The sequence below is a fragment of the Lacinutrix sp. MEBiC02404 genome (assembly GCF_053601575.1).
This window is the reverse complement of sequence record NZ_JBSHNV010000146.1, coordinates 196,822-217,336: the sequence shown is the minus strand read 5'-3', so window position 1 is coordinate 217,336 and position 20,515 is coordinate 196,822. Positions and strand designations below refer to the sequence as shown.

15 protein-coding genes are annotated in these 20,515 nt (G+C 34.2%); 7 read left to right on the top strand and 8 right to left on the bottom strand.

Annotation, left to right across the window (positions count from 1 at the left end):
- Positions 1 to 2,648: beta strand repeat-containing protein (locus tag ACVCXO_RS06375; RefSeq protein WP_452228756.1), on the bottom strand; the 2,648-nt coding region annotated here is incomplete at its 3' end.
- A gap of 202 nt (positions 2,649 to 2,850) precedes the next feature.
- Between ACVCXO_RS06375 and folE the strand changes: the two genes are divergently transcribed.
- From folE to ACVCXO_RS06345, 6 genes are all read left to right on the top strand, one after another.
- Positions 2,851 to 3,528: a GTP cyclohydrolase I FolE gene (gene folE / locus ACVCXO_RS06370; RefSeq protein WP_452228755.1), complete on the top strand. Its 678-nt coding sequence runs from the start codon at positions 2,851 to 2,853 to the stop codon at positions 3,526 to 3,528.
- Between the two features lie 69 nt (positions 3,529 to 3,597).
- A complete protein-coding gene (gene cysS, locus ACVCXO_RS06365) occupies positions 3,598 to 5,079 on the top strand; it encodes a cysteine--tRNA ligase (protein WP_452228754.1) in 1,482 nt (493 codons plus the stop codon).
- 248 nt (positions 5,080 to 5,327) lie between these two features.
- A complete protein-coding gene (gene yidD / locus ACVCXO_RS06360) occupies positions 5,328 to 5,561 on the top strand; it encodes a membrane protein insertion efficiency factor YidD (RefSeq protein ID WP_452228753.1) in 234 nt (77 codons plus the stop codon).
- Positions 5,562 to 5,776: 215 nt separating this feature from the next.
- Positions 5,777 to 6,703 carry a prolipoprotein diacylglyceryl transferase gene (gene lgt / locus ACVCXO_RS06355; protein WP_452228752.1) on the top strand — a complete coding sequence of 309 codons (927 nt, stop codon included), beginning with the start codon at positions 5,777 to 5,779 and terminating at the stop codon, positions 6,701 to 6,703.
- 98 nt (positions 6,704 to 6,801) lie between these two features.
- Positions 6,802 to 7,290, top strand: a complete 489-nt coding sequence (locus ACVCXO_RS06350) for a DUF192 domain-containing protein (protein ID WP_452228751.1) — start codon at positions 6,802 to 6,804, stop codon at positions 7,288 to 7,290.
- Positions 7,280 to 8,128: an alpha/beta hydrolase family protein gene (locus ACVCXO_RS06345; protein WP_452228750.1), complete on the top strand. Its 849-nt coding sequence runs from the start codon at positions 7,280 to 7,282 to the stop codon at positions 8,126 to 8,128. Before ACVCXO_RS06350 ends, ACVCXO_RS06345 begins: the two co-directional genes overlap by 11 nt.
- A gap of 306 nt (positions 8,129 to 8,434) precedes the next feature.
- On the opposite strand, the gene secDF is transcribed toward ACVCXO_RS06345, so the two are convergent.
- From secDF to gyrB, 7 genes are all read right to left on the bottom strand, one after another.
- Positions 8,435 to 11,407, bottom strand: a complete 2,973-nt coding sequence (gene secDF / locus ACVCXO_RS06340) for a protein translocase subunit SecDF (protein ID WP_452228749.1) — start codon at positions 11,405 to 11,407, stop codon at positions 8,435 to 8,437.
- Positions 11,408 to 11,653: 246 nt separating this feature from the next.
- Positions 11,654 to 12,274, bottom strand: a complete 621-nt coding sequence (locus tag ACVCXO_RS06335) for a hypothetical protein (protein ID WP_452228748.1) — start codon at positions 12,272 to 12,274, stop codon at positions 11,654 to 11,656.
- A 105-nt stretch (positions 12,275 to 12,379) separates the two neighbouring features.
- Positions 12,380 to 13,306 (bottom strand): malate dehydrogenase, encoded by a 927-nt coding sequence (locus ACVCXO_RS06330; protein WP_452228747.1) that lies wholly within the window; start codon positions 13,304 to 13,306, stop codon positions 12,380 to 12,382.
- A 66-nt stretch (positions 13,307 to 13,372) separates the two neighbouring features.
- The gene (locus ACVCXO_RS06325; RefSeq protein WP_452228746.1) at positions 13,373 to 14,209 is read right to left on the bottom strand and encodes a tetratricopeptide repeat protein; all 837 of its coding nucleotides are present in this window, start codon (positions 14,207 to 14,209) and stop codon (positions 13,373 to 13,375) included.
- A gap of 28 nt (positions 14,210 to 14,237) precedes the next feature.
- Positions 14,238 to 14,573 (bottom strand): T9SS type A sorting domain-containing protein, encoded by a 336-nt coding sequence (locus tag ACVCXO_RS06320; protein ID WP_452228745.1) that lies wholly within the window; start codon positions 14,571 to 14,573, stop codon positions 14,238 to 14,240.
- Positions 14,530 to 16,242, bottom strand: coding sequence for a M43 family zinc metalloprotease (locus tag ACVCXO_RS06315; RefSeq protein ID WP_452228744.1), 1,713 nt, complete (start codon positions 16,240 to 16,242; stop codon positions 14,530 to 14,532). Before ACVCXO_RS06315 ends, ACVCXO_RS06320 begins: the two co-directional genes overlap by 44 nt.
- A gap of 334 nt (positions 16,243 to 16,576) precedes the next feature.
- Positions 16,577 to 18,526: a DNA topoisomerase (ATP-hydrolyzing) subunit B gene (gyrB, locus tag ACVCXO_RS06310; RefSeq protein ID WP_452228743.1), complete on the bottom strand. Its 1,950-nt coding sequence runs from the start codon at positions 18,524 to 18,526 to the stop codon at positions 16,577 to 16,579.
- A gap of 387 nt (positions 18,527 to 18,913) precedes the next feature.
- On the opposite strand from gyrB, the gene ACVCXO_RS06305 reads away from it, so the two are divergent.
- Positions 18,914 to 20,410, top strand: a complete 1,497-nt coding sequence (locus ACVCXO_RS06305; protein WP_452228742.1) for an ATP-binding protein — start codon at positions 18,914 to 18,916, stop codon at positions 20,408 to 20,410.
- Positions 20,411 to 20,515 lie beyond the last annotated feature (105 nt).

Here is a 20,515-nt window from a genome sequence, read left to right as displayed (position 1 = left end):
GTAAAGCTTCCGCCAAGATCTCCGGTTATATTTGCGGTTCCGCCATCACAAGTTGCTGTCATAGTAAAAGCTGCGTTTCCGGAGGTTAAAACAGTTACTGTTTCGGTGCTAGTTGTTCCGCAGGTTCCTGGACTTGCGTATTCTATCGTATAGGTCGTCCCGGAAATTCCATTAGTTACCGCTCCGCTAGTTGCATCTATCGTGGCTCCATCGGTTGGGATCGGATTAAAAGTAAAGCTTCCACCAAGATCTCCTGTGATATTTGATGTTCCGCCATCACAAGTTGCTGTCGTATTAAAAGAAGCGTTTCCTAAAGTTAAAACAGTTACCGGTTGTGTGCTACTTGTTCCGCAGGTTCCTGGACTCGTGTATTCAATAGTATAGGTCGCTCCTGAAATTCCATTAGTTACCGTTCCGCTAGTTGCGTTTATTGTTGCTCCATCCGTTGGCATCGGATTAAACGTAAAGCTCCCACCAAGATCTCCGGTAATATTTGCGGTGCCGCCATCACAAGTAGATGTCATATTAAAAGAAGCGTTTCCGGAGGTTAAAACGGTTACCGTTTGTGTGCTACTTGTTCCGCAGGTTCCTGGACTTGCGTATTCTATAGTATAGGTCGCTCCAGAAATTCCATTAGTTACCGTTCCATTAGTTGTATCTATTGTGGCTCCGTCAGTTGGTATTGGATTAAACGTAAAGGTTCCGCCAAGATCTCCGGTAATATTTGATGTTCCGCCATCACAAGTTGCTGTCATGGTAAAAGAAGCGTTTCCTAAAGTTAAAACAGTTACCGTTTGTGTGCTACTTATTCCACAAATCCCCGGACTTGTGTATTCAATAGCATAGGTCGCTCCTGAAATTCCATTAGTTACCGTTCCGCTAGTTGCGCTTATTGTTGCGCCATCCGTCGGGATCGGATTAAAAGTAAAGCTTCCGCCAAGATCTCCGGTTATATTTGCGGTTCCGCCATCACAAGTTGCTGTCGTAGTAAAAGAAGCGTCTCCTAAAGTTAAAACAGTTACCGTTTGTGTGCTACTTGTTCCGCAGGTTCCTGGACTCGTGTATTCTATAGTATAGGTTGTTCCAGAAATTCCATTAGTTACTGTTCCGCTAGTTGCGTTTATTGTTGCACCATCGGTTGGTATTGGATTAAACGTAAAGCTTCCGCCAAGATCTCCTGTAACATTTGCGGTTCCGCCATCACAAGTTGCTGCCATGTTAAAAGCAGCGTTTCCGGAGTTTAAAACCGTTACGGATTCCGTGTTACTTACTCCGCAGGTTCCCGGACTTGTATATTCTATAGTATAAGTAGTTCCTGAAATTCCGCTAGTTACCGTTCCGTTAGTTACATTTATTGTTGCACCATCGGATGGCATCGGATTAAAAGCAAAACTTCCGCCAAGATCCCCTGTAATATTTGCAGTTCCTCCATCACAAGTAGCTGTCATGTTAAAAGCAGCATTTCCGGAGGTTAAAACGGTTACCGTTTCTGTACTATTGGCTGCACACGTTCCGGTTGTTGCATATTCTATAGTATAGGTCGTTCCCGAAATACCATTAGTAATCGTTCCGTTAGTTGCGTTTATGGTTGCACCATCGGTTGGAACGGGATTAAAAGTAAAGCTTCCGCCAAGATCTCCGGTTATATTTGATGTTCCGCCATCACAAGTTGCTGTCGTATTAAAAGAAGCATCGCCTCCTGTATTTACGATCACATCAATAGTGTCACTATCCGTAAACATGTTACCATCACAGTTCGTATACTCCACTTCTACCGTAAAAGTTTCATCTGCAGTTGGGCAAACATTTATGGATGAAGTATTACCAATTGGTAGATTTGCGCCATCGTACCAAGTAACATTATAATTCGGTGTTCCACTGGGCGTAAAACGCCATGCCTCATCTGCAGCAATCCAATTCGTGGCATTTCTTCCAGGTGCTGGAAATGCTTGCGTTCCATTATCATTTTGTATACCAACAACTCCATTACCTAAAACCCAAGAATCACAAGTTGGTTTCTCTTCTATATATACCTCAATAGTATTTGTGCCTTCATAAAGTACCATCATTTGCGTAGTTACAATGGCAGAACATAAAACGTGAGGTACATTATAATAAGCTACAACAAATCTTCTACAAGGATAAGCGCCTTGTATTTCCCATCCAATTTCATTCGTGAAATTTAATCCTGGCCCCATATCATGACCTGCACCAAAAATATTAGCTTCAGCAAGTGCTGTATTTGAATTATCTGGTAATATATCGGTAAAAAGGAAACCACTATTCATATTTGCATATGCTAATTGAAAGCTTAATACGCCATTGGCTCCAACCAACAATTCATTATATTGATTACCGAAAAAACAAAATTCAAAAGGCAATGCTATTACATCTGACCAATAATCATCTGTTAAAAATAATGGATTAGTTAATCCGGAAAAAGAAGATGGCGGCGCATAAGGTATGGTTGAAATAGTATAAAATGTAGTTTCCCCTGTTTCAAGAAAAGTGGCGGTCAAGTCTGTACAAGTTGTCGTGCAGTCTAAATTTATTTGCGCAGGTCCAGCATCCACATTGGAACAACCCGGTCCTTGGGCAATTGCAAGCTGAGCAAGAAATAAACAAATAACCACTAAAATTCCCTTCATAAAAAAAGACCTAACATTTTTTAAGTAATAAAAAAAACCACATTAACAACGCAAAATACTTAACTTAAAGCAATTAGCCTTAAAAGTTATTAAAAAATAAGTAAAAAAAATCGAAATCGATTATAAATTAATTCTACTTCAATTCAAACTATAACAAGTGGGAATTACTTATCTTTGTAAATTATAATTATTATTATTTTTGATGAAATTAGACAGTAAATTAGACGAATTTAACTCCTTAGGAGATAACCATATTGGTACCTCTACAAACACACCAATGCGTAAAGATGCTTTTGCACTTACGAATGAGGAAAAAATAGATAGTATTAAAGACGATGTTAGACATATCATGGAAACATTAGGTCTTGACTTAACAGATGACAGCTTAAAAGGAACACCAAATAGAGTTGCAAAAATGTTTGTTAAGGAGATATTTAGTGGCTTAGACCCTAAAAATAAACCTAGTGCTTCTACATTTGATAACAAATACAAATATGGAGAAATGCTTGTAGAAAAAAACATTACGGTGTATTCTACTTGCGAACACCATTTACTTCCTATTGTTGGTAGAGCACATGTTGCATACATTTCTAACGGAACTGTTGTTGGCTTATCGAAGATGAATCGTATTGTAGATTATTTTTCAAATAGACCACAAGTACAAGAGCGTTTAACGATTCAAATTGTAAAAGAATTACAAGAAGTTTTAAATACGCAAGATGTTGCTTGTGTTATTGACGCGAAACATTTATGCGTGAATTCTAGAGGAATTAGAGACGTAGATTCTAGTACCGTAACTAGTGAATTTGGAGGTAAATTCAAAGAAACAGAAACGCGTAGAGAATTTTTAGATTACATTAAATTAGATACTACTTTTTAAGTTGCAATGGAGGTTGATTTTAAAAACAACTATTCCACTACAAAGCCAACGCATAAAAACGAAACAACAATGCAAATTTCACAAAAGCAAAACATAGAAATATACAATTCCCTTTCTGGTAAAAAAGAACAATTTAAACCTATCACAGATGGTTATGTTGGAATGTACGTTTGTGGACCTACGGTTTACAGCAATGTGCATTTAGGAAATGTAAGAACGTTTATGTCTTTTGATATGATTTTTCGCTACCTATTACATTTAGGTTATAAAGTACGTTACGTAAGAAACATTACAGATGCTGGCCATTTAGAAAATGACGCCGATGTTGGTGAAGACAAAATCACTAAAAAGGCAAGACTAGAAGCTATAGAACCTATGGAAATTGTACAGCGTTATACTGTCGATTTTCATAATGTGTTAAACACGTTTAATTTTCTTCCTCCAAGTATAGAACCTACTGCAACAGGCCATATTATAGAGCAAATTGATCTAATTCAAACCATTATTGACAACGGTTTTGGATATGAAGTAAATGGCTCTGTTTATTTTGATGTACATAAGTATAATCAAACGAATGATTATGGCATTTTAAGCAAACGCAAACTGGAAGATTTAATTCATAATACACGTGAATTAGACGGACAAAGCGATAAGAAAAATCCGCAAGATTTTGCACTATGGAAAAAAGCAGAACCAACACATATCATGCGTTGGCCTTCTCCTTGGAGCGATGGTTTTCCTGGTTGGCATTTAGAATGTACAGCAATGAGCACCAAATATCTTGGTGAATATTTTGATATTCACGGTGGTGGAATGGATTTAAAATTCCCACATCACGAATGTGAAATTGCTCAAAATAAAGCAGCAAAAGGAAAAGATCCTGTAAAGTATTGGATGCATGCCAACATGCTAGAACTTAACGGTGCTAGAATGAGTAAATCTACTGGGAATTATATCAACCCTGCCGAATTACTTTCTGGTAAAAACGACATTATGTCTAAGGCATACAGTCCGAGTGTAGTTCGTTTTTTCATGATGCAAGCTTCGTATAGAAGTGTTTTAGATCTTACCGATAATGGTTTATTAGCAAGTGAAAAAGGATTTCACAAACTTTTAGATGCGGTTAACGCTTTAGACACTTTACCTACATCTACCACATCGACATTTAATGTATCCGCTTGGAAACAGAAATGTTATGATGCCATGAATGACGACTTTAACACCCCTATTTTAATTGCTACTTTATTTGAAGCTGTTAAATATATCAATCAGATTAAAGACGAAAGTGCAAGTATCACTGCTGCAGATTTAGAAGTATTAAAAACTACTATAAACAGTTTTGTTTTTGATATTCTTGGTCTTGAAAATGTTAGTAAAGAGGAAAAAGGCACCGATAAACTTTCTGGAGCTGTAGACCTTTTAATCCAGTTGCGTCAAGAAGCTAGAGCAAATAAAGATTTTGCCATGTCTGACAAAATTAGAGATGAATTAGCTGCTGTTGGTATACAACTCAAAGACGGTAAAGAAGGCACCAGTTTTTCTGTAAATTAGTTCCGTTTTTTGTTGTGGCGTTGTAAAGTGGTTTGATTTTTGTTCATTTAATATTCCATCGGATTAACGATTCCTGATTTTTGAATACCACTTTTTGATTTAAAATCACAGCAACAATTGCGTCCTTCTTAACTAAAAAAAGAGGTGCGTTTTCTGAAAATAAAATCTAGGAAATTGGACGTAAATGCGAAGTTGTTTTTAAAATTCACCTGCCATTAATAAGATTTCCACTTTCGAGGAAAATGAATATGAAAAAAATACTACTAGCTCCTTTCCTGTTCTTAATTAAAGTGTATCAAACTTTAATTTCACCTTTAACGCCTTCTACTTGCAGATTTCAACCAACCTGCTCCCATTACACTAAAGAAGCTTTAGAAAAACACGGCTTTTTTAAAGGTGGCAAACTCGCATTAAAAAGGATTTTTAGTTGTCACCCATTCGGTGGTTCTGGTTATGATCCTGTTCCTGAAAAGGAAGATTAACTTTTTGGGCGTTTCACCACTTCGCTTTTAGGCTTCGTGGTGTCAGGCTGTACGCTGTATCTTTTTTGTTTATAGGATTCGCTGCGCTTCACCTAACAAAAAAGGATGTCGCTTCCATCCTTAACGCAGTAAACCATAAAATAACATTTCATTAAGTATCCTTTCTTTTTAATCCATTGGCAATTGTCTATATTTACCATCTCAAAATAAAATCTATGCATCTTTTAACATTCGATTGGAATCCTTTAAGCGGACTTGATATTTTTGGCGTTTTCACATTACATTTTTATAGTGTTATGTGGATTATAGCATTCCTACTGGGATTACAAATCATGAAACGTATCTTTAAAAGAGATCACATAAAGGAAGAATATTTAGATCCTCTTTTTTTATATACCATTATCGCAACCATGCTTGGCGCACGTTTGGGGCATGTTATTTTTTACCAATCGGAATTAATATCGCAAGATTTTTTCAGCATCTTTTTACCATTTCGCTTTGTTCCAAAATTTGAATTCACAGGTTTTCAAGGACTAGCAAGTCATGGTGCTGCTATTGGAATTATTATTGGTATGTATTTATACCGAAGAAAGTACAACTACAAATCTTTAATGTGGATTTTAGACAGAGTGGTAATTCCTGTTGCAAGTGGTGCGATTTTTATTCGTTTAGGAAACTTTATCAATTCGGAGATTATAGGAAAAGTTACAGATTCTCCTTTTGGTGTTCGTTTTATTCAAGAAGAATACAACAAGTACGAAGCGATGCAACTTACCGGAATGAAAACACCAAAAGACGCATATAATGCCATTGCTAATAATCCACAATTTCAAAGCTTATTAGACGCTGTTCCTTTTAGACATCCTGCACAGCTATACGAATCATTTAGTTACATATTCGTATTTTTAATACTATGGTTCTTCTATACAAAAACCAATAAGGGAAACCAAACAGGTTTCTTATTCGGACTATTTTTAGTCCTGCTTTGGACCGTTAGATTCTTTGTAGAATTTGTTAAAGAAGCACAAGTAGATGATCGTGCAACATGGGCCTTAAATACAGGACAATGGTTAAGTATCCCATTTATTTTAATTGGTTTATACTTTATGTTTGTTTACAAACCAAAAACTCCTGTTGTATAAAACACCAGGAAGTATCACCTCGAGCGCAGTCGAGAGGTCTTTACTATGCTACTATTTTTTGAATAGGTCTGGACTGCGCTGGACCAGACATTAAAATTATGAAATTAAAAATACTTACTCTTTTATGTGCTGTTTTATTTTTAAGCGCCTGTAAAGAACAAAAAAAAGATATAAAGCCAATTGAGGTTTCCTTTAAAAAAGAAGGGACTCTCACCCTTTATAAAGCGGCAACAGATTCTATTGTTACGACCTTAAATATAGAAATTGCAGATACCGATTATGATGTACAAACCGGCTTGATGTACAGAAATTCTATGCAAGAGAATCAAGCAATGTTATTTGTTTTTCCAACGATGCGCGAACGTTTTTTCTATATGAAGAACACTAGAATTCCATTAGATTTACTTTACCTAGACAATAATAAACACATTGTTAGTTTTCAAGAGAATGCACAGCCTTTTGATGAAACTTCCCTTCCATCTAAAGTACCTGCACAATACGTTTTAGAGATCCATGCGGGACTAGCCCAAAAATGGCTTTTAGAAGTTGGTGACCGCATAGAATACACCGAAATAAATGAAAAATAATGCGAGCAGCTTATCTTTAAAAACTGCTTCAGGACACATTATTCATGTGTCCATATTTCTACCTGAAAAAACAAACCACAAAAGCATCGTTATCTCTTCTGCTACAGGAGTTTTACAAAAATTCTACGCTAAATTCGCACTTCATTTTAGCGCTTTAGGATTTACGGTTTACACTTTTGACTATTATGGAATCGGGAAATCAAGATCTCTAAATTTAAAACAAAATACTGCCGATTTACAGACTTGGGCTTTAGATCAAGCCGCGGTTTTAAAATTAGCAAAGCAAGAACAAGCGCAGCACCAATTAACGCTAATAACACATAGTATTGGCGGGCAACTCCTTGGATTAAACCCAGAAATACATCTCGTAGATTCCATAATCACTATTGCCTCTCAAACCGGTTACTGGAAATATTTCAAAGGTTTTTCTAAGATTAGAATGTTCGTTTTTTGGTATGCATTAATCCCTATAACCACACCTTTATTTGGTTATTTCCCGGCAAAAAAATTAGGCTTATTTGAAAACTTACCAAAACGCGTAGTATATCAATGGCGAAAATGGGGAATTCATCCGGAATATATGTTTAGTGCATATACCGATTTACAATTTTGCAATATACAATGCCCCGTTTTATCGCTTAGCTTCCCTAGAGATACCTTCGCTCCAAAAGAAGCTGTAGACTGGCTAGCTTCAAAATTTACAAATACCAAAGTAGATCGAAGACATCTTATTCCTAAAGATCTACAAATAGATGATGTACAACATTTTGGTTTTTTTAGAGAACAATTTAAAAATTCACTTTGGAAACTTACGGAGGATTGGCTATCTAAAAATTAAATCCGTAATACCTAAATAAGGGATCTTTCGCAGTGAATTGTGGCTTCCTATTCTTAGCATAATTACATAAAACTAAATTCTTAATTGACGCTTGCTAAATAATAAGGAGCTTCATTTTTTTTTCCATCCTTCCGACTTTTACGAAATCAAAATCCTCCTTTCTTCGGCTGGAAGAAGAAACAAATAGAAGCTTTTCTGTATAACTTTATTTCACTGTTCAGAATATATCAGTACTAAAAAGGCAAAAAAAAAACCTTTCCGCTTAACACGGAAAGGTTTTTTAATATAAAGAGAATTGCTAGTTACTTATGCTTCTAACGTTTCTTCGTCTTTTTCTTTAATTTTTAATGCATCTGTTGCACCACCTCTTTTTACAGAATCGTACATGATTGGCGTTGCAATAAATAATGAAGAGTATGTACCTACAACGACACCTACTATTAATGCAAACATAAATCCTCTAATAGAATCTCCACCAAAGATAAAGATTGCTAATAATACTACTAAAGTAGTTAAAGAAGTATTTAAAGTTCTACTTAATGTACTGCTTAAAGATGCGTTAATTACTTTATCAAAATCCCAAGCGGTATGCTCGTTGAAGAATTCTCTAATTCTATCAAATACAACTACCGTATCATTTAATGAGTAACCAATAACCGTTAAGATTGCTGCAATAAATGCTTGGTCAATTTCCATTGTAAATGGCATGAATTTGTATGTAAGAGAGAATACACCTAATACAATTAGTACATCATGAAATACTGCTGCTACTGCACCAAGTGAGAATTGCCATCTTTTAAAACGGAATAAGATATATAAGAATACTACGATTAGAGATCCTAAAATAGCCCAGAATGAAGCTCTTTTAATATCATCTGCAATAGAAGGACTTACTTTGTAAGATTCCATGACACCAATTTGTTTATCGTCATCGTTAAGATTAATAAATTCATCATAACTAATGTTAGATAAATGAGGTTGTAATGCGTTAAATAATTTATGTCTGATTTCTTCATCTGCTTCAGAAGAAGCTTCATTAACTTTATATTTAGTAGTGATTTTCACATCATTACTAGTACCAATTAATTTAGCATCTGCACTTCCAAAAACATCTTCAGCAGAAAGTACTCCTGCAATTTCTGAAGCGCTTACTGGTTGTTCAAAACGCACTTGGTACGTTCTTCCTCCAACAAAATCTACACCTTGATCTAATTTATTTGTAAATAAAGAACCTAAACTTAAAAGAATAAAAGCTCCAGAAGCAATATAAGCGATCTTACGTTTCTTTAAGAAATCGATATTTATATTTCTAAATAAGTTTTTAGTTAAGCTTGTTGAGAAATCTAACTTCCCTCCTTTATTAGAATACCAATCTACTAATAATCTAGTAATAAAGATGGCAGTAAATAATGAAGTTGCAATACCAATAATTAAAGTAGTTGCAAAACCTTTAATTGGTCCTGTACCAAATACGAATAAAATTAACGCGGTTAAACCAGTAGTAACATTGGCATCTAAAATAGAAGATAATGCATTTGAAAAACCATCTTTTATAGAGGTTGCTTGATCTTTACCTTTAGCGAGCTCTTCTCGAATACGCTCAAAAATAAGTACGTTTGCATCTACAGACATACCAATTGTTAATACAATACCTGCAATTCCAGGAAGTGTTAATACAGCACCTAAACCAGAAAGGATACCAAATATTAATAAAATATTTAATGCCATTGCAACATCTGCAAATAAACCAGCTTTACCGTAGTAAAGAATCATCCATAGTAATACTAATGCTAATGCAATTGCGAAAGACATTTTACCACTATCAATAGCTTCTTGTCCTAAAGAAGGACCAACTACATCACTTTGAATAATATCTGCTCTAGCTGGTAATTTACCTGCTCTTAAAACGTTTGCTAAATCGGTTGCTTCATTTAGTGTAAAGTTTCCAGAAATTTGTGAATTACCACCTGCAATTGCTCCTGTTGTTACTCCAGGTGCAGAATATACTACGTCATCTAAAACAATAGCGATTTGACTTCTTTGTGTAAAAGCTCTTCCAGTCATTTCTTCCCAGATTTTAGCTCCTTTACCATTCATTTGCATGCTTACAAGAGGTTTTCCTAAAGGATCATAATCTTGTCTTGCATCTACAACAACGCCACCACCTAATTCTGGCACATTTTCTCTATTTGCAATTAATGCATATAAGTCTACTAATTCACTATCTCCTTTTTGTTTCCCGAATGCAAATTTTACATAACGTTGTTCTGCAGGAAGCAAGTTTCTTACTTGTGGCATATTTAAATACTCACTAATAATTTCTCTGTCATTAATATTAACTAAAGCAATTGCTGCTGGGTCTTGAGAACCTATTAATTTGTCTAAAAGCGGATTTACAACAACAGCTGTAGAATCTGGATCATCCCCTAAAAGGTCTGCAATCTTATCTTCTTCTGCTGTAGTTTCTTTAACCTCTTCCGTATTTACTTCATTTGATTTTTGAATGCTTTTAATCGTTTCATTAGCTTCTACTAAAAAGCTATTAAAGATCGTTTTGTTGTACACATCCCAAAACTCTAATTGTGCGGTACTTTGTAATAATGCAGTAGCACGGTCTACATCTTTAACTCCAGGTAATTCTACTAGAATACGTCCTGAATTCCCCATACGTTGAATATTTGGAGATGTTACACCAAACTCATCAATACGCTTACGTAATACTTCGAAAGCCGAAACAATAGACTCATCAATTTTTCTTGAGATTACTGGTTTCACCTCAGAATCGGTCATATTTCCGTCAATCTCACCATCTAAAGCTCTAGTATAGAATATGTCTGGTGAAGCTAATTTAGTATCTCCTTTTATAGCTTCAAACGAAGTATAAAAATCTTCTAAATAGGTATTCTGACTATTTTTTTGAAGTTCTGAAGCATCGTCTAATGCTTTATTAAAAATAGGATCTGTTGTATTATTAGCTAATCCTTTTAATATGTCTTTTACAGAAACTTGTAATATAACGTTAACTCCACCTTTAAGGTCAAGTCCTAAATTCATAGCATTTTCTTTTACCTCATCATAGGTGTATTTTGCTATTCCGATGTTATACACTTCTTTATTAGAAAGTGAATCTAAATACCTAGTTTCTTTTACAGAATCTCCATTTGCATAAGCTGCTGCATTGCTTTCTATACTACTGTTTTTAAGCGTGAATGATAATTGGTAAATACTTACCAAACCAAACAATAGTGCAAATAATTTTACTAATCCTTTGTTTTGCATTTGTATATTTTTTTGTGTTAGATTCTCACTTTCGTGAGAATGACAAGTTTATTTTGTTTCACAAGGTTACGCCTTGCTCTAAGCTTGTTTTATTTTTAAAACGTGCAAATATATAATTTACGCGTTGTTTATTGACTCTTTTTTATGTTTAAATGTAATGTTACACCTATGAAACTTTAAAAGTTATTGGTGTTCGCTGGCTCTCATTTATACTTTTAGTAGGCAATATGAAAAACGCTGCTTGATTTATGAAGTAGTATTTGTATTTGGTCCTGCTCTAACTTCAGGTATTTTATACGAAGTATTATCTATTGCTATTGCAACATTTGTATTTACTTTATAGGCAACTTGTGTATACGCACATATTTCACTTACTTCTATAGAAGTTGCAAAACTATATACATTAGGATTAGAATAACGATCGCTTTCTAATTTAGGTTCTATAGCTACTTTACCATCAAATCCGGAATTAGCATCACTTGCCTCTTGGATTTTAAAAACATCCAGATTATAATTTTCGTTAGATGCAGGTTTTTTAGGAAATCCCTCTTTACCATTAGAAGCATAATCTATTGCGAGATGCTCTTCTTTGGAAAGTTTATTTTTTACACTAACAACATCGGCATCACTATAATACGTGATTTTGAATTGCTTATTGTCTATTTCATGAATTTGAATATTGGCTACACCTAAGTCGAACAATTGCTTTTTGACAATGGCAACGGTGTTTTCAATTTCGGTAGAAGTAATCGAAGTGTCTGAAAACTGTAATACAATTTTCTGATTTGGCAAAGCAGATTGCTCCTTACTAATATAACCTAGTAAGGTAAAAGCAATAACTAAAGTACAGATGTACCACTTTTTCATGCGCCAAATATAAAAAATAAAGACTGTATTTCTACAGTCTTTACATAAATATTAAATAAAACCTATTAGGTTAAAGAAAACCTTACAGATTGAGAACTAGATAGATTACAATTCTAATAAACCATTAGTTGCTTTCACACCTTCAGCAGATTCTGCTAATTTTGCTTTTTCCGCATCTGTTAAACTAATTTCAACAATTTTTTCAATTCCGTTAGCTCCTAAAACACAAGGAACACCAATCGCTAAATCGCTTAATCCAAATTCGCCTTCTAATAAAGCAGAACAAGGGAATATCTTTTTAGTATCACAAGCAATTGCTTGCACCATTCCAGATACAGCTGCTCCTGGAGCATACCATGCAGAAGTACCTAATAAACCGGTAAGTGTTGCACCACCAACTTTAGTATCTTGTACTACTTGATCCATACGTTCTTCAGATAAAAACTCAGAAACTTTTACACTATTTCTAGCAGCTTTACCTATTAATGGCACCATACCTTTGTCGCTATGTCCACCAATTACCATTCCGTCAACATCACTAATAGGTGCACCTAAAGCTTCTGCTAATCTGTATTTAAAACGAGCAGAATCTAAAGCGCCTCCCATTCCTATAATTTTACTTTTTGGTAAACCAGTAGTTTTATGTACTAAATAAGTCATCGTATCCATTGGATTAGATACCACAATTATAATTGTATTTGGAGAATGTTCTATTAAGCTAGAAGACACCATTTTTACAATTCCTGCGTTGATACCAATTAACTCTTCACGAGTCATACCTGGTTTTCTAGGAATACCAGACGTAATTACACAAACATCAGAACCTGCTGTTTTCGAATAATCATTCGTAATTCCTGTTATTTTTGTATCGAATCCATTTAAAGATGCAGTTTGCATTAAATCCATTGCTTTACCTTCGGCAAAACCTTCTTTAATGTCTAATAAAACTACTTCTGAAGCAAAGTTTTTAATAGCAATATATTCTGCACAACTTGCTCCTACTGCTCCTGCTCCTACTACTGTTACTTTCATTTTTTATGTTTTTAATTTGTGTTGAGTTATTATAGGTGTAAAATTAACGATTTCTAATGACTTTTACTATAATCCAAACCAGCTTTTACGCACTTGATATGGATAACGTTCATATATGGTATTATCTTCATACATAATGTCATCGTTTATAAAATCTTCTTTGGCTTCTGCAAACATAATTTCTGCTTTTTCTATTTCTCCTAATCTTCCTAAGCAGTTTGCTTTATAATATTTCACATCGCTAAATTTTGGCTGAAGAAGTAAAGCTTCATCAAACATTTTAATGGCTTCTTCAAAATTATTTAATTCGTAATTTGCAATTCCTAAGTACATTAAATCGGTAAAATGAATCCATTCTTCGCCATCTTCTTTTACAGATTGCGCGATGCTTTTTTCAAAAAAACCTTTGGCTATTTCAAATTCGTTTAACTGCAAATAACATAAACCTAAATAAAAATAATAGGAATGATCCATCACATAAGATTCGCCATTTAACGCTAAAGCTTTATTAAAATCTACAATGGCATCTTTGTAGTTTTTAGAAAAAATGCATTTCATAAAAGCCATATAATCTAGCCATTTTTCAGGCTCGAGCGCTGCTGCTTTTTCGAGAAAAGGCAAACCAAGTTCATCTTTATCTTGCTTATATAAAAGCATTGCCTTTTGCTGATAATTATGCGCTTCACTTGGGGTTTCGAAAATTAAAGAATCTAATTTTCTTTGATAATAGTCGTTTTTAACGCTATATGCTTTTAAAGCTTCCGTTTCTATTATAGGTGCTTTTTCTATTTCAGAATTACCTAAATGTTTCCAGCTATTTTTCGACTCTTCTTTACTGTTACAAGCAAATAAAAGGAGACTACAAAAGGCTAAAAGGGCACATGTTTTATAAGAATATATCATCGTTATTGGATATTAAAATAAATGACTTTTAGTTTTTCACTATTCTTTTCACACCTATCCCGCTGTTAGATTGTATTTTTATGAAATATACACCAGCCGAGAGATTACTTATATCGATATTTTCTTGTGTTAGATTATTAAATTTATGAGATTGTACGATGCGTCCATTTACATCTAATATGGTTGCAGTTTCTAAAGTGATGCCATTATTTAAAGTAACGGTAATCTCATTTTGTGCAGGATTAGGATACACGGAGATATATGGTGTAAGATCTTGATTTGCTAAAGATAAAGTTTCCGTTTGATAAAGCTTTACATTTCTAAAGAACGAAGTAGCGTCCTGCTCCAGGATAATATAAACCACCAGTATTCCAAACTTCGGTATATTCGTCATTTCCTGCCGAAAAGAATAAATATGGTGCTGCACCGGTAATTAATGTCCCTATTGGAATAGAATAATGCTTGTAAGTATACAAATCGGCATCTTCATAAGTATCATAATCCATGTTGTAAACCGATGTTTCCGGAACACTTTCCGTACCATATAATTTAAATGCCATAAGCGGATCTAAACTCAAATCATCATCCACACCAATAAAATGAGATTCACCATCAATGGTACTTTTAAAATCAAATTCTAACATTGTTGAAGGCGTAATATTATAATTTATCGCAATGGCTTTCCATCCGTTTATCGAAACATGCAGCGTAGCTCCATTATCATAATTAATAGAGACACCTTTATCTTTTGTAGCATCATAAGACAATACCGTTTCAGAATTAAAATTAATTATTGGCGTTAATGGATCACACGCATCCATAGCTGCTGGATTCCCGTCTAAATTAATATCCGGATATCCCATACATTGATCATATTCATCACAAACACCATCACCATCACTATCATTATTAATATCATTCGGACAGACATCACAGGCATCCGGAATACTATCTCCATCAGAGTCTACACCAGTTGTACAGCCATAGATTCTTGCTAAAACATTTGCCGTTTGCCATAAACTACTTTTTTGTGCAACAGTAGAATTTAATGCAGCTTCCATACGTGCTTTTTGACCATTAGTAAACATCGCATAGGTTGCGGCAGTATAATCCATCATATTGGTATAATTATCTTTTGTAGAACACTTAACAACAGTCCCTACACCTGGAAAACCATCCAAATCGGACAAGCTATTTCCGTACGTATTTGGTGTATCTAAAACCGAATCATCTTCATTACAATAATATGTATTTCCATTTCCTCCAGCATTCGCCCAAATATGATAGACATTTAACCAATGTCCTACTTCATGTGCTAAATTATGATACCAAGTTTGCCACATTTCTCCATGTTCTCCATAGGCCCATGCAGACATTACATGCCCGTCTAAATGGGCATCTGCTGCAGCATCCACATCCGGCGGAAAAGTAGCAAAACCAGAACTAGAACTGGAACTCAAAGATTGAGCAACGACATAGATATTGAAATATTGATCTCTTGGCCAATGGTATGTAAGTCTCATATTTGGATCGTTACCTGCGTAGGTATACATTGCATCGACATGTCTATCGACACCGTTAGTAGCATTTCCGTTTGGATCAAAATTAGCCAAAACAAATTTTAATTTTTTTTCTGTAAAAGCACCTCTAACCGCAACAAATTCTGGATCGATATTTTTATCGAAAGCAGATTCTCCTGCATAAAATATATTTAACATCTCTATGGAACGTTTTACTGCAGCATCTGAAATATTTTCTGGCCCGTTGTTGTGTATAACATGAACCACAACAGGAATAATGTAATCTGTTCCAATAACAAGATCTGCAATATTCCAATCTCTTTGATTATTAGAACTAGACTGAAATGTTCTAGTAAATTCTTCTAACTCTTGGTGTGCCAAATTATTCTCTGGCCTTAAAGAAGGGTTTTCTTCATAATTTTTTTGTTGGTAAATGTCTTGTGCACAATGTTCTTGTGCTTTTGTAAAATAAGACGTCAATAAAAGAAAGCTTAATAGCAGTAGCTTTTTCATTTATAGTGGTTTTATTGGTTAGTCACTCTTTTTTTTTGAATATAAAAACTATCGAAAATGACGTCACCTTAAATATATATCCTACTCAAATATAAACTTTTAACTCATACTTTTATTAATTAATAAAAAGGTTTTTAATTCGTAATTGCTAGGAATAATAAACAGGGAAAGTATATCGATGCTTTTCGATCCCGTTTACGCCATGCTGTTTTTTAAAATATTTAGAATCCTAATTATTAAACAAAAAAAACCTGTAAAGCAATGAAACTTTACAGGTTTTAAAATGTTGTTGATACAAATACCTTGCAGGTTTTAAAAACCTACAAGGATATAATTATGCATCAATATTTGCATAGATTGCATTTTTCTCGATAAACTCTCTACGAGGCGGAACTTCATCTCCCATTAACATAGAGAATACACGATCTGCTTCTACGCCATTATCGATATATATTTGACGTAAGGTTCTAAATTCTGGATTCATGGTTGTATCCCAAAGTTGTGATGCATTCATTTCCCCAAGACCTTTATAACGTTGTATTTTTGAAGATTCTCCAAAATCATTCATAATCGCTATACGTTCTTCATCACTCCAAGCATACTGTTTTTTCGCTCCTTTTTTAACTAAATATAAAGGAGGCGTTGCAATATAAATATGACCATTTTCAATCAACTCTTTCATGTATCTAAAGAAGAACGTTAAAATTAGCGTTTCGATGTGCGAACCATCAATATCGGCATCACACATGATTACTATTTTATGGTATCTTAATTTAGAAAGGTTTAATGCTTTACTATCTTCTTCGGTTCCAATAGTAACCCCTAAAGCGGTGAAGATATTTTTAATCTCTTCATTTTCAAACACCTTATGTGTCATCGCTTTTTCTACATTTAGAATTTTACCACGTAATGGCAAAATAGCTTGAAATGCTCTATCACGACCTTGTTTTGCAGTTCCACCTGCCGAATCTCCCTCGACTAAGTATACTTCACATTTTGTAGGATCTTGTTCGGAACAATCTGATAATTTTCCTGGCAAACCACCAATACTCATTACTGTTTTACGCTGTACCATTTCACGCGCTTTTTGTGCTGCGTGACGTGCTTGTGCGGCAAGAATTACTTTTTGCACAATAATTTTAGCGTCGTCTGGATGCTCTTCTAAGTAGTTTGTTAGCATTTCGGAAACAGACTGACTTACAGCTGCAGAAACTTCACGGTTACCTAATTTTGTCTTTGTTTGTCCTTCAAATTGAGGCTCTTGAACTTTTACAGAAATAATTGCTGTTAGTCCTTCACGGAAATCATCTCCAGCAATATCAAACTTTAATTTGTCTAACATTCCGGATTCATCCGCATACTTTTTAAGCGTATGTGTTAAACCACGACGGAAACCAGAAAGATGTGTTCCACCTTCATGTGTATTAATATTATTTACATACGAGTGCAAATTTTCTGCATACGATGTATTATAAATCATAGCGACCTCAACAGGCACACCATTCTTTTCCCCTTCAAAAGAAATCACTTCTTTCATTAAAGGCTCTCTGGTTGCATCTAAAAACTTGATAAATTCTTTAAGACCTTCTTCCGAATGGAATGTTTCCCCTTCAAAAGAACCATCTTCTTTAGTACGTCTCTTATCAATTAAATGAACGGTAATTCCTTTATTTAAATACGCTAATTCACGCATTCTACTTGCTAGAGTATCGTAGTTATACTCTAAGGTTTGTGTAAATATTGTAGGATCTGGTCTAAACGTAACTGTTGTTCCTCTTTTATCCGTATCTCCAATTGCTTTTACAGGATAAAGGGCTTTTCCTTTAGAATATTCTTGTTCCCAAATTTTACCGTCTCTAAAAACAGTAGCTCTTAAATGTTCTGAAAGTGCATTTACACAACTTACACCAACGCCGTGAAGTCCACCAGATACTTTATAAGAATCTTTATCGAACTTTCCACCTGCACCAATTTTAGTCATTACAACCTGCAGCGCAGAAACACCTTCTTTTTTATGTAAATCTACAGGAATACCACGTCCATCATCTTCTGTGGTAATCGAGTTATCCTCATTAATCGTTACTGTAATATTATCACAATGACCAGCTAATGCTTCATCAATCGAGTTATCTACAACCTCATATACCAAATGGTGTAAACCACGAGTACCAACATCTCCAATATACATAGAAGGACGCATACGCACGTGCTCCATTCCTTCTAGCGCTTGAATACTATCGGCCGAATAATTGTGTTTGTTAAACTCTTCTTTTTTTTCGCTCATACTTATATGTTATTTATGATCTGTTTTCTATTGTTTAAGGCATAAAAAAGGACGCTGTACAGCATCCTTTGGAATACAACCAAAGATACTAAATTTTGATGCGTTTTAAAAGCTTTTCATCGATTTAACACGATAATTATTAACATTTGTTAAAAACGCAAGAAAGACCTTAGAGTAGCTAAAAACAACCTTAAAATTGATTTTCATTTTTTTAATAACGCTTAAAAAAAATAAAATAACAAAAACACGTTAAAACTCCTATTTGAACTTGTTACCATAGAATACTTAGCACTTTATTCAAAAGTAAATAGGCGCTTAAGCGCTTATCTCTTAACAAAGCACAAATCGGTTTTATTTTATTATATTGGAGCCCCTAATTTACATTAAATGAAATTTTTCAATCCTGCCCTAATCAGGTTTTTAATACCTATAGCTAGCTCAGTACTTTTATTTATAATTTACAATGTTATCTTTTTTTCTTTTCATAAAGATAATAGTGCTTTATTTATTAGCTCTTTCATATTTAGCGCCATAGCTATTATTTCATTTATCACTTTTCGCTTCGTAAAAGTAGTAAAACAGCCTTTTGACTTAATTATTCACGCTATAAATTCTAATGACTTTAATTTATTATCTCATTTTAATACCGATGGTAATTTCAATAAAATAGGTCATTTTATATTTAAAAGTTATTTGCAAAAAGAAGAACTTCAAAAAGCGAAAGAAAAAGCAGAAGAAAGTGACTTATTAAAAGCTTCTTTTTTAACCAATCTATCGCATGAAATAAGAACGCCAATGAATGCTATTCTAGGGTTTTCGGATTTACTGAGTACTCAAAACCCATCCGAGGCAGAACGATTAGATTATATTAATGTCATTAAGAGAAGTGGAAAAAATCTGGTATCTATTATAGATGATTTAATTGAAATGTCTAAAATTGACACCAACCAAGTAACCCCCAATTTAAAAGCTTTTAATTTAGACGAAACGTTATTGGAAATAAAACAGGCAGTCGAAATTACAATCCCTAAAAATAAACCTTTGCGATTGTTTTTTGATAAGCCAAAACATGCTGTTGTATATCAATTAATAAGTGATGAAACCAAATTACGACAAATAATAGTTAACCTTTTAAACAATGCTATTAAATACAGTGAAAAAGGAAGCGTTAATTTTAGCTACAAAATAAGTACTCAAAAAAACGCCTTAGAATTTCACATTACAGATACCGGCATCGGCATGTCGAAAGAAGACACCAAAAATATTTTTATTCGATTTAACAGAATACAAAATGACAAAACAATTAATTTAAGCGGTTTAGGTTTAGGTCTCGCTATTTCTAAAGCGTACATTGAAATGTTAGGTGGTGAAATCTGGTTAGAATCTACAGAGAATTTCGGTTCTACTTTTTCATTCACCGTACCATTAAAATTAAATAGGCTAGCCACACTGCCTATAACGGAAGTTGCTCTTAAAACAGAAGACAAAATAAAACCTTTAAATATTCTTATTGCCGAAGACGATGAGATTAATTTCATGCTCATAAAAAAAGTAATGAAAATTAGAAACTACCATGTTATACGCGCTAAAAACGGAAAAGAAGCAGTAGAAATATGTAAAGAAAATGATTCGATTCAATTAGTAATCATGGATATAAAAATGCCAATAATGGGAGGCTTTGAAGCAAGAAAAATAATAAAACTATTCAAGCCCTATTTACCTGTAATTGCGCATACAGCATACTCCTCTACAGAAACAAACAGCAAGGTTTTTAATGCTGGTTTTATTGACTGCATTACAAAACCATTAGACAAAACAAAACTGTTTAGAGTTATTGATAGGATTGAGCATCTAACTCCAGATATAGACACGACTTTACTTTAGCAAACTAAAAAGCTTAAACAGGTAGCTATACATCAATGCAACATGCTTTATCCTGCACGCTTCTAGACACCTATCACTATTTCTAAATGCTTCATTGCATTCTCA